This window comes from Gemmatimonadota bacterium (assembly GCA_016209965.1).
Taxonomy (GTDB): Bacteria; Gemmatimonadota; Gemmatimonadetes; order Longimicrobiales; family RSA9; genus JACQVE01.
This window is the reverse complement of the sequence record JACQVE010000260.1, coordinates 1-13,775: the sequence shown is the minus strand read 5'-3', so window position 1 is coordinate 13,775 and position 13,775 is coordinate 1. Positions and strand designations below refer to the sequence as shown.

The following is a 13,775-nucleotide window of genomic DNA, read 5'->3' as shown; positions in this document are numbered from 1 at the left end:
AGGCCACCCAGTTGGATCAGAAGCAGCAGCACGCCCTGGCCGAAGGGGGTGAAGTAGCTTGCCGTATCCACCACGATGAGTCCGGTAACGCAGATGGCGCTGGTCGCGGTGAAGAGTGCCTCCACGAAGGACAAGCGCTCCCCGGCATAGATGCCGGGGAGCGTGAGCAGCAGGAGTGTGCCGAACGCGTCCAGCAACAGGAAGCTGATGACGAAGAGCTGCGCCGGTGTGAGCCGCCGCCAGAGGGTAAGGGAGCGTGCGGTCTCGCGCTCGAGCGCTTCCAGCAGCTCCCCTGGTGTGGGCATCTCCGCCGTCCCGGCCGCGCGAACGGTCGCGGCTAGGACAGCCGTTCGCAGTCAGGGTGACGTATCATTTCACCGCCGCCGAGCGCACCGAGCAGCCAGAGATCGAACGCTGTTCGGTCTCCGGCTGCCGCTCCGCGCCATCCGCGGTGAATATGCAACTAAATCTGTGAAGCTCGGGCGCCGGGCGTCAAGCGCGGTGGCGTGACGCGGAATCGCTTGACGCCCCCTGGGGGTGGTGGTAAGCTGCGACGCTAGAGGAGGGACGGCAGGAATCGAGGTCACGACGATGTCTCCGAGAAGCAAGGCTGTGACTCGGGCGCAGCCGCGGCGTGCGGCGCGGGGCGAGTTCGTGCCGGCGCACCAGGTTCGGCATCACGCGCGGCAGCTCCACGGCGGGGCGGCGGACGCGAGCAAGGAAGAGTTGCTCGAGCTCATGCGTCACGGCCGGGTCCGGTTCCTGAGGCTGCAGTTCACGGACATCACGGGCGTGATCAAGAACGTCGAGGTGCCCGAGAGCCAGTTCGAGAAGGCACTGGCCGGCGATCTCATGTTCGACGGCTCCTCCATCGAAGGGTTCGTCAGGATCGAGGAGTCGGACATGATCCTGAAGCCGGACTTCAGCACCTTTGCGATCTTCCCGTGGGGCGATGCGGAGAACCGCGTCGCCCGCCTGATCTGCGATGTCTTCACGGCAATGGAAGAGCCATTCGAGGGCGACCCGCGGCGTGTGCTGAAGCGGCAGATCGCGGCCGCAGCCGAGCTGGGCTACGAGATGATGGCCGGCGCCGAGGGCGAGTTCTTCCTCTTCCAGCTCGCGGAAGACGGCACACCCACCCGCCTGACGCATGACGCCGGCGGCTACTTCGACCTTACGCCGGTCGACCTGGGAGAGGTGGCGCGGCAGGACATCATGAACAGCCTGGAAATGATGGGCTTCGAGGTGGAAGCCGGTCACCACGAGGTGGCGCCGGGTCAGCACGAGATCGACTTCCGCTATGCTGACGCGCTGAGCACCGCCGATCACCTCTCGACCTTCCGCTTCGTGGTACGCAACATCGCGTTGCGGCACGGGCTGCACGCTACGTTCATGCCCAAGCCCATCTTCGGGCAGAACGGCTCGGGCATGCACACTCACCAGTCACTCTTCCATGCCGGGCGGAACGCGTTCTTTGACCCCAGCGCGCCCGATCAGGTCTCCCGGGTCATGCGCTGGTACGTCGGCGGATTGCTGCGCCACGCGCGCGGCTTCTGCGCGGTAACCAACCCGCTGGTCAACAGCTTCAAGCGGCTGGTGCCGGGTTACGAGGCGCCGGTCAACGTGGCCTGGTCGCATCAAAACCGTTCCCCCATGATTCGCATCCCGGCGCGTCGCGGGCGGGGCACACGACTCGAGCTGCGCATGCCGGACCCCTCGGCTAACCCGTACCTCGCGCTGGCAGTGCAGCTCGCGGCCGGGCTGGACGGCGTGCGCCGCCGCATCGAGCCGCCGGAGCCGGTGGACAAGAACATTTTCGCCCTCTCCGTGCGCGAGCGCCGCAGGTACAAGATCCAGCCGCTGCCGCGCGACCTGGGCGAGGCACTCTCCCTGCTGAAGAAGGACCACCTCGTGCGCGAGACGCTGGGCGAGCACGTGTTCCAGCATTTTCTCGCGGCGAAGGAGCAGGAGTGGGAGGAGTATACCGCTGGGGTGCACGACTGGGAGATCGAGCGCTATCTGGCGAAGTACTGAGCGGGATCGCTGCGCGGGAAGGCCAGGCGAACGCGTGTGCCGCGGCTTGCCGGAAGGTACTCGACCCGGCCGTTCAGCTCGCCGCGCACCAGTGCATCCACGATCGACCGACCACTGCCCAACACGACCGGGTCCTGCAGCTTGCCGGAGCCTACGCCATCGTCGGCCACCTCGGCCCGGATCTCACCGTCCGACTCCCCGACCTCGATCCGGATCGTGCCCCGCCTACCATCGGGGAACGCATGCTGGAGCGCATTGGCGATCAACTCACCGAGGGCAAGCGCCAGGGCGAATCCCTGGCGCTCGTCGAGGGAAGCTGAATCCCCCGAGATCACCAGTTTAATACGCTCGTCCAGCTTCATGCTGTTCCTTAGCCGCTGGGCCATGCGCTCGGCAATCTCTTGCAGCAGGACGCCGCGGTAGTTCTGCCGGCGCACCGCCTCGTGGACCAGGAGGAACGTGCGCAGCCGGTTCTCGAGGCTGGTGAACGCCTGCTCGGGCGTACGCGGCGGCCGGCGGTTCCGCTCCATACCCACCAGACCGGTGATCACGGACAGATTGTTTCGCACCCGATGGTCGAGCTCCCGCAGCAGATCCGAACGCTCCTCGGCGTCGCGCCGCGCCTGCTCGTAAAGCTGATAGTTCTGGGAGGCCAGCTCGGCCAGCCGCGTATTCGCATTGCGCAGCGCCACCTCCGCGCGATGCACGCGCAGCCGCGACTCGATGCGCGCGATCAGCTCGGCCACATGGAAGGGCTTAGCTACATAGTCGTCCGCACCGGCGTCGAACGTGCGCACCACATCCTCGGGCGCGGTGCGCGCCGTAACCATGATGACCGGCAGCAAGGCGTCGTGCCGCTGCTTCAGCTCGCGGCAGATCTCCCAGCCGTCCCGCCCGGGCAGCATGGCATCCAGCAGCACGAGATCCGCCTGGTCCACGCACTGGAAGACTTCTTCGCCGCGTGCCGCCGTGAGCACGCGGAATCCCTGCGCCTGGAGCAGGTCGGTGAACATCTGGCGGGCGGCGGGCTCGTCATCGACTACGAGCACCGTGGGCGGCTCCACGGCCGCCGCGGCAGCCGCCGCGGCCGGTGCGGTTACGTGGGAAGCCCGAGAATCGGAGGGGTCCCCGGTCGGGGGGTGATCCGAGGGGTGGGCGGCGCGTTCGGAATCCTGCCGAGCTTCCAACGTTAGGCCGCGTCGGGGCATACGCTGTCCGTCACTGTTTCTGGAGCAGTGGCGCGGCCAGCAGGATCTTACGGGCCAGCTCGACCATGGGCGTATTCTTGTCCTGGCTGGTCTTCTGCAGGAAGCGGTACGCGTCGCGCTCGGAGAGCCCGCGTGTCTCCATCAGCAGCCCTTTGGCCCGCTCGATGATCTTGCGCTCCTCGAGCTTCAGCTCGAGCAGGTCGCGCTGCCGCTTAGCATCCAGCCATTCCTCGAAACGGGCGTGCGCTACGGCAATGGCGGGAGCCAGGTCGTCGGCCTCGACGGGCTTCACGAGGTAATGGAACACAGGCGCCCGCGTCGCCTCTTCGACCGTGCGCGCGTCGCTGTAGGCGGAAAGGATGATGATCGGAATGGGCCGCTCGCCCGTGATCTCCTGCGCCGCTTCCGGTCCGGTCATGATGGGCATGCGGATGTCCAGAATCGCCAGGTCCGGCTTGGTGCTCCGCGCCAGCTCGACGGCCTCCCGGCCATTGCTGGCCGTGGCCACCACCTGGTGCCCCAGCATCTCGAGCTGACTGGTGAGCGACAGGTTGTGGATCGCCTCGTCATCGGCAATCAGTACGCGATACGCCTCGCTGATCAAAGCTGCTCCTTCCTTGAGCGCCCGACTCGAGTCCGCGGCGCCGCCGACTGCCGTCATGCTGGAGCCTGAGCCGGAAATAGCCAAGGCGCGCCTGCTCCCGGATGAGAGGCGCGCCTTGACCTCTTCGCTTCAGTCGCGCGTTCCCGTGCAAAGTGTGCTGGGGCAGGCATCCGCGCAAGAGGGTTTGTCCGCGCCAGGGGTTTGTCCGCGCCAGGGTCAGGGGGAGGGCGTGCACAATCAATGCCATCTCGGGTGATTCAGCCCTCGAGCAGCACCTGCGCCGTGGCGAGCTCTGCAGTGTGCGAGAGGGAGAGGTGCACGTGGCGCACGCCCTGATCTCTGGCCAGGCGGGCGGCGCGGCCATGGAGCTCGAGCACCGGTCTTCCCGCGCCGACCCGGCGCACTTCGACCTCCGTCCAGGCGCCGCCCCTGCCGTAGCCCGTGCCGAGTGCCTTGAAGAAGGCCTCCTTGGCGGCGAAGCGTGCGGCCAGGGAGGCAGCGGGGCGGGCGAGACCGAAGCAGTAGTCGAGTTCGCCAGCGGTAAAGAGGCGGCGCAGCCCTCGTTCCTGCCGGCGGGTCCAGAACTCGACGAACCGGGGTATGGATACCAGGTCAATGCCTGCGCCGATCAGCATAGGAACAATATAAGCTCTGGCGGCGTTCCACCGGGAGGCGGGCACCCGGCGGCCGTAGTTTGTTGCAGGGTGCGGCAATCTTTGCCCCGCGGCGCGGAACTGGCCGGAGCTGCGCCAGGGGGGCCGGACGCGACGCCGTGCCAGAAAGCCAGCTCCGGCGCGCCGCGCTGTGAACGCGGCGGGTTGGCCCCTCGGCGGGTTGGCCCCTGTCTTGCACGCTTTCGGGGCAGCGCGTATAGTTTCGCGCTTTATTCGGGGATTCCGAGGAAGGAGCGTCTGAGCGAACCGTGGTGCACTCGCTCTTTTTGTTGCTGCTACTGAGCGCGACGGGCGGTGACCGTGTGCCGGTCCCGCCGGCTGACGGGCGGCTCGCGGCGCCGGCCGGCGCGGCTTCCGCCCATGCGGTCGGGCTGCTGCGTTCCGAGCTGGAGCAATTGCTCCGCCAGCCCGGGTGGCACGGCAACCGCTGGGGCGTGTTGGTCGTCTCGCTCGACCGCGGTGACACACTCTTCGCGCACCAGCCGGATGTCCCGCTTGCGCCCGCCTCGAACATGAAGCTCTTCACGGCGGCCGCTGCGCTGTATTACCTGGGTCCGCAGTTCCGCTACAGCACGTTCCTCATGACGGATGGCCTCGAGGACGCAGGCGTGCTGCGCGGCGACCTGATCCTGTACGGCACCGGCGACCCCACGCTGTCCGACCGGTTCTATGCCAGGAAAACGTCGGTCTGGGAGGAGTTCGCGGACGCGCTGCGCGCCCTGGGCATCACCCGCATCGAGGGGGACGTGGTCGGCGACGCCTCGTATTTCGGCGGACCGTCTACCGGGTTGGGCTGGCAGGAGAGCTACATGAATGCGTGGTACGCCGCGCCGGCCACTGCCCTCGCCTTCAATGACAACGTCGTAACGCTACGCGTCCGGCCCGCGGCTCAGCCCGGGTGGCGACCCGAGCTGCAGCTCGTGCCGGGCGGTGAAGGCATTGCCATCGTGAACCAGGCCACGACCGTGCGGCGCGGCCGGTCCTGGATCGACGTGAACCGCGCTGCCTATGATGGTCCGATTGTGGTGCGGGGCCAGATCAGCCGCAGCCACCGCGGCGTGTGGCGCACCGTCCCGGTGGCGGATCCCGCCCGCTATGCGGCCGCCGTGCTGCGCCAGGTACTCGAGGAGCGCGGGATCCAGGTGACGGGCGCAGTCCGCTCGGTGCAACTTCCCGAGGATTCGCCGCTGACTGGCCGCTCCGTCTTTGCTCCGGCTTTCGATGACCGGCCGCCCCTGCGCGTGCTTGCCGTGCACCGCTCCCCGCCGCTGCTGGACATCCTCGAGGTGGTGAACAAGCGCAGCCACAACCTTTACGCCGAGCTCGTGCTCCGGACGGTGGGCCGTGTCGCGCTGGGGGACGGCACCGTAGAGGGGGGTGGCCGCGCGGCCCGCTACATCCTGCAGTCCGAGACGGGAGCAGAGCCGGCGGGCCTGCAGATCTTCGATGGTTCCGGCCTCTCCGTGCTGAACCGCGCGAGCGCAGGTCACATGGTCCAGCTTCTGAGGTACATGGCGGCTTCAACCATGTGGGAGGCGTTCTGGTCTACGCTGCCGGAGGCAGGCGAGCCCGGTGGGCTGCGGCGCATGTACCGCACGGCGGCGGAGCGGAACCTCCGTGCGAAGACGGGGACGATTGATCGGGTATCGGCTCTGTCGGGGTATGTGCGGGCGGGGAACGGGGAGCGGCTGGCCTTCAGCATCTTGAGCAACAACGTGCCGTCCACGTGGAAAGCGAAGCGGATCGAGGACGCCATTGGCACTCGCCTGGCGGAGTTCCGCCGGCCGCCCCAGGGCCTCGATGAGGAGCCGCCCGTCTCGCCGGCCCCGATTGCACCCCCGGCGCCCGCCGGCGCAGCCGATGCCGCTCCCATCACGCCGGACTCGGCGGCGGCGCCGCGCTTCCACTCGGTCCGGGCCGGCGAAACGCTGACCGGCATCGCGCGGCGTTGGGGGACAACCGTGGACGCCTTGCGGGCCGCGAACTCCGGCGTAGATCCGCGGCGTATCCGGCCTGGTCAGAAGCTTCGACTCCCCACGACCTCCGCTGAGGCCCCCGCGGCCAGCGGCGCTGCCGACCGGAAACAGGCTGCGCGTGCCTATGTGATCCGGCGGGGTGACACCCTCGAGGGCATTGCCCGGCGCCACCGGCTCACGGTCGAGGCGTTGCGCGCCGCGAACCCGGGGGTCAATCCACGCAGGCTGATGCCGGGTCGGAAGCTCCGGCTGCCTCCCGCATGACGCCCGGCTAGCGGCTCGGGATGCAGCCGCAGTCGAATGCCACGGGATTTTCGGTGACGACCCACTAGTTCACTACTAGACGGGCGGGGCTTCCGCAGAGGGGGCTGGCAGCAGGCGGCGGGCGCGGACGAAAATCTGCCTCAGCCGCGCCTCGATCGAGCGATCGCCTCCCAGGTCGTTGCATTCCACGCCGCCATTGGCCAACGCCGCATGGATCAGGTGCGGGCCTCCCAGCGAGATCGCTACATGCGTGATGCGGTCCTGCACTTCCGCGAAGAACAGGAGGTCGCCGGGCTGCAGGCCGCTGAAATCCGGACCGGCCTCCACTTCGGTTCCCACCACGGCCTGCATATCCGAGTCCCGTGGCAATGGCGTGCCGTGCATGCGGTAAACGGACTGCACGAACCCGGAGCAATCCGTGCCGGCTGGCGTCACGCCGCCCCACAGGTAGGGCGCACCCAGCCAGCGCCGCGCCGTGCGTGCCACGCTCTCGCCAAGCGGTGGGAAGCGGTCCCGCAGCCGATCCTCGGGCACGACCTCGCCGGCGACCAGAGTGCCGCGGCGCCCATCCGGCAGCCGCAAGCGCTGGGGCCCGTCGCGGACCAGCCGCGCGCCGAAGGGAAGCCGCGCGAACGGCCGTGCCTCGTCGTCCACCAGCTCTGCGCCCAGCGAGAGGACGGCCTGTCCGCCTTCGGCGCGTTCCCAGGCGAGGAGCCATTCCTGGTCGCCCACCTCGAGGAAGCCTTCGTGCACCCAGCCGATGTAGCCGTCCCGGCCGCGCGCGCGTAGCCAGTCGCCGCGCCGGCAGAGAAGCTGGAGCGCATGGCCAAGCAGGCACTGGGAGGCCTGAGGGGCTGCCAGGCGCGGCTCGGCGTGCAGCGGTGCAAGTGCGGCGCGCACGACACCGTAGCCTGCGGCGCCGAGCGCGGCTTGCGGCAGGCGCGCGACCTCGTCCACGACACGCAGCGGGGCCACCAACTGGCGTACGCGAGCGGCCAGCTCCTCAGCCGCCGCCGGCTCCGTGGTCTCGCCGACCAGGGCAATGCGGCCGCGGCGGCGCTCCGGCTGGACATCGAATACCGCGAGACGCGGGTCGGGCACGAGCGCGAGACGCACGCCCTGGATGAGGGCCTCGAGTTCGCGCGCGTGCGGTGCAGTTCGGGAGTCGCTCAAGCGCGCAGGATCGCCGCCGCCAGTCGTTTCATCCGGAGCAGGTAGCGGGAGCGCGGCGTGTGGCAGACGTGGGCGTAGAAACGGCGGCAGGCGCGGCAGTCCACGTCGAAACCGGCGGTGCCGTGGGGCAGCACGAGTCGCATGCGCGTGGTTGGGCGCGCCTCGAGGAAGCCAGCGCAGCGCGGGCACACCGCTGTGCCCCTCGACCCGAGCTGTGTCTGGATGGCCTGGCTTTCGCGCGAGTCGAAGCAGCGCCAGGCCCGGGCCTTAGCGGAGCGTTGCATGCGACGGCTCCTCTCGTCGAGTCACCTGCTGCACCCCTGACCCCGTCACTCCCCCCACGCGGAGGGCAATGGTCATGCCGCTCCGGACGCGCGCGGGCGGCGGGCCAGTGCCATGCGCAGCCGCCGCAGCAGCTCGAACGTGGACATGGTCGCCACAGTGCGCTCCGCGGTGGCCCGGGTCTGCCAGCGCACCTCGGGGAGAGGCAGCTCCGCATCGGGACGGTCCGCGGGGTAAAGGAGGAGGTACCAGCGGCCGAAATGACGTGGAGTTGCTTCCTCGCGCGCGGTCGCTATCCAATCGCGGCCGGATTCATCGCTGAAGGCACGCATCATCGGCTCTGACCCTGCCACCTGCTCTATCTGCCCCTTGCGCAACCGCGGCGACTGTCCCACGGTTCAGCGGCTACGGAGAGGAGAGGTCCATGCGCAAGGCGCTGCTCGAGCGGTTGGAAGAGGGGATTATTCAGATTGTGGCCTTCCTGCCCCAGATCGTGCTGGCGCTCGGAATCCTCCTCGCCGGTTACGCCACGGCCAAGCTCGTCGAGCGAGCCACCGACGCCGCCCTGCACCGCATCGGCTTCGACCGCTGGATGCGGGAAGGCGGGGTAACCGAAGCTCTGGACCGGGCCGGCACCAGCCTGGACCCGTCCACTGTTCTTGCCAAGCTCGTTTTCTGGGCCGTCATGCTGCTGGTCATCCTGCTGGTGGCCAACGCCTTAAGCCTCAACGTAGTCAGCGATTTGTTCGCCGAATTGCTGGCCTACATCCCCAACGTCATCGCCGCCGTGATCGTGCTGGTGCTGGGGCTGGTGCTGGGCGAATTCGTGAAGGACCTGATCCTGGCCTCGGCGGGCGCAGTGCACGGCGTGCCTATGCTGGCCCGCGCAGCCAAGGGCGCGATCATCGTGCTGGCCGTGTTCATGGCGCTGGAGCAACTGAAGATCGCCCAGGACATCCTGCTCGTCTCCTTCATTGCCGTCGTGGGCGCCGCGGCGCTGGCCGCCGGCATTGCCTTCGGGCTGGGCGGCCGGGACATTGCTGGCGAGATCGCCCGGGACTGGTACGCCCGCACGCGGCGCACGCGGCGCCAGGCCACCCAACCCCCATCTGAAGCGGCTCCCTCACCCCTCGTTTCGCCGGAACCGCCGGCCCAGCCCCCATCCGACGTGCGGCCCTGAGGCCGTGCGCGGGTGGCGGGTGGGTTACCTGCTGGCCAGCGAAATTGCCGTGGCCTCCGCCGCGGCATAATACGCCCGTCTCGGCGGCAGCGCCACGAGCAGGCGAGTGCCGCAGCCGAGCACGGCTCCTGCGACGCGGGTGCCAACGCGTGCGCGGCGTGGGCGGCGAGCCTCTTGCGGCGCACCTGACCCGCCTGGATCTTTCCGCCCCCATGAATCCCGAAGCCCCGGTTCCGGCGACGCCGGCAGAAGCCACGGCTCCCGCCCCCGCGCCCATTCATACCGACCTGGGGCTGCTGCTCATGGTCGGGATTTGGGGCATCAACTTCTCCGTGATCAAGGTAGCGCTCGCGGAACTGTCGCCCCTGGCCTTCAACGCCCTGCGCTTCCCGTTCGCCTCCCTGCTCGTGTACGCCGTGCTGCGGCGCCGCGGGCCCATCCCGCTCCCTGCCGCCGCCGACCGCCGTGCCGTGCTCGCCATGGGCCTGGTTGGAAACGTGATCTACCAGCTCTTCTTTGTGCAGGGTATGGACCGCACGCGGGCGGGCAACGCGAGCCTGCTCCTCGCCGGCGCTCCTATCGTCACCGCGCTCCTCTCGGCGGCGCTCGGCCACGAGCGGCTGGCGGCGCGCACCTGGGCCGGTGTCGCGGCCACTGTGCTGGGTATTGGATTCGTCGTGCGCGGCGGCGCGGCCGATCCCAGCTTCGGAATGCGCACGCTGGTCGGCGACCTGCTCATGGTGGGCGCTTCGCTGGCCTGGGCGGCCTACACGGTTGGCGCGCGCGGGCTGATCGCCCGACACGGGCCGCTGGCGGTCACAGCCTGGACCCTCTGGATCGGCACCGCAGCCCTGTTCCTGCTGGGCGCGCCAGACCTGCTCCGGCTGGATTGGGGAGCTGTCTCCGCCCGCGCCTGGGCCAGTGTGATGTATGCCGGGATGCTGGGCATCGGCCTGGCTTACCTGCTCTGGTATCGCGGCGTGCGCTACATCGGCAATACGCGCACCGCGACCTACGGCAACCTGGTGCCGATTGTGGCCATCCTGGTGGCCTGGGCCTGGCTGGGCGAAGTGCCGACGGCCTGGCAGGCGGTGGGGGCGGCAGTGATTATCGGCGGCGTCACGCTGGTGAGGCGGCCGTGAGCGCGGGGGCGAGGCGCAGCCGGTGAGCGGGCAGCGGCTACGGCTGGTCCGCGAATACGGCCTTACGGCCGGGACCCTGGGCTCGACCGCGGGGCAGACCATCATGGTCGCACTCCTCCCGGTGCTGCTCGCCAGCTACACGGATTCGGCCCTCTCTATCGGCTTCGTGGTCGGCGGCGAGGGTGTGTTTGCGATCCTGGTGCCGTACTGGATTGGCGCGCTCAGCGACGCGCTGCCCCACCGCTGGGCGCGCCGCTTCGGGCGGCGCACGATGTTCCTCAGCCTGATGGCCCCCCTCATGGCCGCGGCGCTGGCCGCCGTACCGTTCCTGAAAACCTACTGGTTGCTTGCACTGGCGGCCTTCCTCTTCTTCGCAGGGCTGCACGGGTACCTCACGCCGCTCTGGGCGGTCATGGTCGACGTCGTGCCGGACGAGCGGCGCGGCCGGGTCCACGGCGTCCGGGGCGCGCTCCACGCCGCCGGGCTAGGCTACGGCCTGGTTGCCGGGGGGCTGCTCTTTTCGCTCTGGCAGCCGCTGCCCTTCCTGCTGGCTGGCGCGCTCGTGCTGGCGGCGACCGTGCTGACCGTCATGGCGATACCAGCCGGGGCGGCGGCCGGCGGGCACGAGGCGCTCGCGGCGCCGCGTGCGTCGCGCGCCGGGGGCAGGTCAGGAGGCGCGGCGGCGCGGGAAGCCAGGCCCGCCTGGCGCGGCCTCTTCGAGGAGCCGGCACTCGGCTGGTTCCTCCTGGCCAATGCCCTGTGGACAGGTGCGGTCGACGGGATACGCCCCTATGTTTTCCTCTTCGCCGTGACCGTGCTGGGGCTGAGCGTCGCTACAACGTCGCTGCTGCTGCTGCTGCTCGTCGCCGGTATTGGCATGGGCGCGGTGCTCGTCGGCCACCTGGGAGACCGGTACGGGCGCAGCCACCTCCTGGGCGCCGGCGCCTTGCTCACCGGACTGGCTCTCAGCATGGGGTACTTTGTGCAGGACGTCACCGGCGCCTTGACGCTGCTCGCGACTTCCGGTGTGGCCGCCGCCGCGCTCATCGCGCTGCCCTATCCCATCTTCACCTCGCTGGTGGGGGATCGCGCCGTGGGAGGCTACACCGGGCTGTACATCCTGTCGCTGGGCCTCGCCCGGGTCATTGCGCCCGTGGTGATTGGCGCCATGATCGATGTAGGCGGGCTGCTGATCGCCGATTCGGACGGTTACCGCCTCATGTGGCCCACGGCCGGGGCCCTCGCGCTGCTGGGGGTCGGAGCGCTGCGGAAATCGATGGCCGCGCGGAAGCGCTCGATTGCGCGCCCCTGAGGCCGGGCTTAGACTTCAGCTTTACCCAACTATTAAGAGACGCGGACCTGACCACCTGACCGCTGTGGCCGAACGCGCGCCCCCCGACCGACCCACTCCCCCGCCGCCGCTCCGGCCCAAGGAACGGCTGAATCCCGAGATCTTCCAGTTCCCGGTCGAGAAGATGCGGAGCGGCTACTACTCGGACAAATACTTCGTCCGTGCGCGCGAGGTGCTTCAAGCCAACGGCCATGACCGGGTGGTCAGCATGCAGGTCTTCCAGAAGAAGCACGCCTGGCTGGGCGGTGTGGACGAGGCGATCGGCATCCTCCAGCTGTGCCTGAGTGAGGGCTACCGCTGGCAGGATCTCGAAGTCCTGGCGCTGCGCGACGGCGACCGCCTCGAGCCGTGGGAGACTGTGCTGCTGATCACCGGCCCCTACGCCGCGTTCGCCCACCTGGAAACGCTGTACCTGGGCGTGCTCGGCCGCCGCACCAAGGTCGCGACCAACACGCGCAAGGTCGTGGAAGCGGCGTGGCCCAAGACCATCATGTTCTTCCCTGCGCGCCATGACCACTGGCTGGTGCAGACGGGGGATGGCTACGCCGCTCACATTGCCGGAGCGATCGGCGTGTCCACGGATGCGCAGGCCTCATGGTGGGGCTCGAGCGGGGTGGGCACCGTGCCGCATGCCCTGATCGCCTGCTACGGCGGCGACACCGCACGCGCCACGGCCGCCTTCGCGCAGCACATGCCGGAAGACGTGAAGGTCATCAGCCTGGTCGACTTCGATAACGATTCCGTGCGGACTTCGCTCGAGGTGGCCCGTGCGCTCGGCCCCAGGCTTTTCGGCGTGCGACTCGATACCGCCGAAACCATGGTCGACCACTCGATCGTCTCGCAGATGGGCCGCTTCGACCCGCGCGGCGTCAACCCGCAGCTCGTGCGCAACGTGCGCAACGCGCTGGACCGGGAGGGGTTCCACCACGTGCAGATCGTAGTTTCCGGGGGATTCGACGCCGAAAAGATCCGCCACTTCGAGGAGCTGGGCGTACCCGTCGACTCCTACGGCGTCGGCTCCTCGCTCTTCAAGGACCGCTACGACTTCACCGCCGACGTGGTGCTGGTGGAAGGCCGGCCGCTGGGCAAGCAAGGGCGGCGCTACCGGCCCAACCCGCGGCTGGAACGCGTGAGCTGACTCACTGGGCGCACTGGGCGCATTGGCAAGGGTTGTTGAGGGAGCTGCGCGGGGCTAGATTCCAGCAGTTCCCGCACGCAATTATCGAATCGGCCCGACCGGCGCAGGCAGCCCCGGGCCGTTGCCACTCTCATGACAGGGAGTTCCGGTGAAGTTGCCACGCATCTACGCGCGTATGGGGGCGGGCGCCGCATTCGCCGGCGCTCTCGCCTTGCTGGCGGCCGCTCCGCCCGTCCCGCGCCCTGCACCCCGTGGCGCGGTCACAGACCATGTCATCATCATCTCGATCGATGGGCTGCGCCCGGACGCCATCGAAAAGTACAGGGCCGGCACGCTGCGACGGCTGCTGCGGGAGGGCAGCGCGTCGCTCGAGGCGCAGACGGTCTATCCCAGCAGGACGTTGCCCTCCCACACCTCCATGCTGACCGGCGTAGCGCCGGAAGTGCACGGCGTCACCTGGAACAGCGATCAGACCAGCACTCAGGGCGTGGTGCCGGTCCCGACCGTGTTCGAGCTGGCCAAGCAAGCGGGGTTCGGCACGGCTGCATTCTTCAGCAAGTCCAAGTTCCGCCACCTCGAGCGGCCGGGCTCACTCGATCACGCCCAGTCGCCGGACGGCTCGGAGCACTGGCTGGCGATCCGCACGGTGGCCGACGCCAGCGACTACCTCAAGCATCGCCGGCCGGGGCTGCTGTTCGTGCACATTGCGGAGCCGGACTACGCCGGGCACGCCCTGGGGTGGATGAGCT

General features: G+C 69.0%; 14 protein-coding genes. 7 read left to right on the top strand and 7 right to left on the bottom strand.

The genetic code is table 11. The features are described from left to right. On the bottom strand, nt 1–305 hold a 305-nt coding region (locus tag HY703_10425; protein ID MBI4545602.1), incomplete at its 3' end, for a potassium transporter TrkH. A gap of 433 nt (nt 306–738) precedes the next feature. On the opposite strand from HY703_10425, the gene glnA reads away from it, so the two are divergent. Further along, complete coding sequence (glnA, locus tag HY703_10420; protein MBI4545601.1) at nt 739–2,034, top strand: type I glutamate--ammonia ligase; 1,296 nt, start codon at nt 739–741, stop codon at nt 2,032–2,034. Here the strand turns inward: glnA and HY703_10415 are convergent. The 3 genes from HY703_10415 to HY703_10405 all read right to left on the bottom strand — a co-directional run bounded on the left by HY703_10415 (nt 2,016) and on the right by HY703_10405 (nt 4,481). Beyond that, nucleotides 2,016–3,098, bottom strand: a complete 1,083-nt coding sequence (locus HY703_10415; GenBank protein MBI4545600.1) for a response regulator — start codon at nt 3,096–3,098, stop codon at nt 2,016–2,018. The two genes, glnA and HY703_10415, sit on opposite strands and share 19 nt — an antisense overlap. A gap of 154 nt (nt 3,099–3,252) precedes the next feature. Next, entirely contained in the window at nt 3,253–3,903 is a 651-nt protein-coding gene (locus HY703_10410) for a response regulator (GenBank protein ID MBI4545599.1), read from the bottom strand. Between the two features lie 200 nt (nt 3,904–4,103). Continuing rightward, nucleotides 4,104–4,481 (bottom strand): holo-ACP synthase, encoded by a 378-nt coding sequence (locus tag HY703_10405; GenBank protein ID MBI4545598.1) that lies wholly within the window; start codon nt 4,479–4,481, stop codon nt 4,104–4,106. A gap of 287 nt (nt 4,482–4,768) precedes the next feature. Here HY703_10405 and dacB point away from each other — a divergent pair, with 287 nt between their 5' ends. Continuing rightward, a complete protein-coding gene (dacB, locus tag HY703_10400) occupies nt 4,769–6,760 on the top strand; it encodes a D-alanyl-D-alanine carboxypeptidase/D-alanyl-D-alanine-endopeptidase (GenBank protein MBI4545597.1) in 1,992 nt (663 codons plus the stop codon). 75 nt (nt 6,761–6,835) lie between these two features. Here the strand turns inward: dacB and HY703_10395 are convergent, their stop codons facing one another. The 3 genes from HY703_10395 to HY703_10385 form a co-directional block, all read right to left on the bottom strand. After that, on the bottom strand, nt 6,836–7,933 hold the full coding sequence (locus HY703_10395; protein ID MBI4545596.1) for a C40 family peptidase: 1,098 nt from the start codon (nt 7,931–7,933) through the stop codon (nt 6,836–6,838). Then, nucleotides 7,930–8,217 (bottom strand): hypothetical protein, encoded by a 288-nt coding sequence (locus HY703_10390; GenBank protein MBI4545595.1) that lies wholly within the window; start codon nt 8,215–8,217, stop codon nt 7,930–7,932. The genes HY703_10395 and HY703_10390 overlap by 4 nt, the downstream gene beginning before the upstream one ends. A gap of 72 nt (nt 8,218–8,289) precedes the next feature. Beyond that, nucleotides 8,290–8,550 (bottom strand): hypothetical protein, encoded by a 261-nt coding sequence (locus HY703_10385; GenBank protein ID MBI4545594.1) that lies wholly within the window; start codon nt 8,548–8,550, stop codon nt 8,290–8,292. Nucleotides 8,551–8,639: 89 nt separating this feature from the next. Between HY703_10385 and HY703_10380 the strand changes: the two genes are divergently transcribed. The 5 genes from HY703_10380 to HY703_10360 all read left to right on the top strand — a co-directional run. Further along, nucleotides 8,640–9,395, top strand: coding sequence for a hypothetical protein (locus HY703_10380; protein MBI4545593.1), 756 nt, complete (start codon nt 8,640–8,642; stop codon nt 9,393–9,395). Nucleotides 9,396–9,607: 212 nt separating this feature from the next. Continuing rightward, entirely contained in the window at nt 9,608–10,537 is a 930-nt protein-coding gene (locus HY703_10375) for a DMT family transporter (protein MBI4545592.1), read from the top strand. A 22-nt stretch (nt 10,538–10,559) separates the two neighbouring features. Beyond that, the gene (locus tag HY703_10370; GenBank protein ID MBI4545591.1) at nt 10,560–11,849 is read left to right on the top strand and encodes an MFS transporter; all 1,290 of its coding nucleotides are present in this window, start codon (nt 10,560–10,562) and stop codon (nt 11,847–11,849) included. 163 nt (nt 11,850–12,012) lie between these two features. Next, on the top strand, nt 12,013–13,026 hold the full coding sequence (locus tag HY703_10365; GenBank protein MBI4545590.1) for a nicotinate phosphoribosyltransferase: 1,014 nt from the start codon (nt 12,013–12,015) through the stop codon (nt 13,024–13,026). Between the two features lie 148 nt (nt 13,027–13,174). Further along, nucleotides 13,175–13,775, top strand: a 601-nt coding sequence (locus tag HY703_10360; protein MBI4545589.1) for an alkaline phosphatase family protein, incomplete at its 3' end; no start/stop codon positions are given.

What these genes read in the sequence shown, in the direction of transcription:
- glnA (MBI4545601.1), top strand. Translation starts at nt 739, where the DNA reads ATGCGTCACGGCCGGGTCCGGTTCCTGAGGCTGCAGTTCACGGACATC.
- HY703_10410 (MBI4545599.1), bottom strand. Translation starts at nt 3,903, where the DNA reads ATGACGGCAGTCGGCGGCGCCGCGGACTCGAGTCGGGCGCTCAAGGAA.
- HY703_10405 (MBI4545598.1), bottom strand. Translation starts at nt 4,481, where the DNA reads ATGCTGATCGGCGCAGGCATTGACCTGGTATCCATACCCCGGTTCGTC.
- HY703_10390 (MBI4545595.1), bottom strand. Translation starts at nt 8,217, where the DNA reads ATGCAACGCTCCGCTAAGGCCCGGGCCTGGCGCTGCTTCGACTCGCGC.
- HY703_10385 (MBI4545594.1), bottom strand. Translation starts at nt 8,550, where the DNA reads ATGATGCGTGCCTTCAGCGATGAATCCGGCCGCGATTGGATAGCGACC.
- HY703_10380 (MBI4545593.1), top strand. Translation starts at nt 8,640, where the DNA reads ATGCGCAAGGCGCTGCTCGAGCGGTTGGAAGAGGGGATTATTCAGATT.
- HY703_10375 (MBI4545592.1), top strand. Translation starts at nt 9,608, where the DNA reads ATGAATCCCGAAGCCCCGGTTCCGGCGACGCCGGCAGAAGCCACGGCT.
- HY703_10365 (MBI4545590.1), top strand. Translation starts at nt 12,013, where the DNA reads ATGCGGAGCGGCTACTACTCGGACAAATACTTCGTCCGTGCGCGCGAG.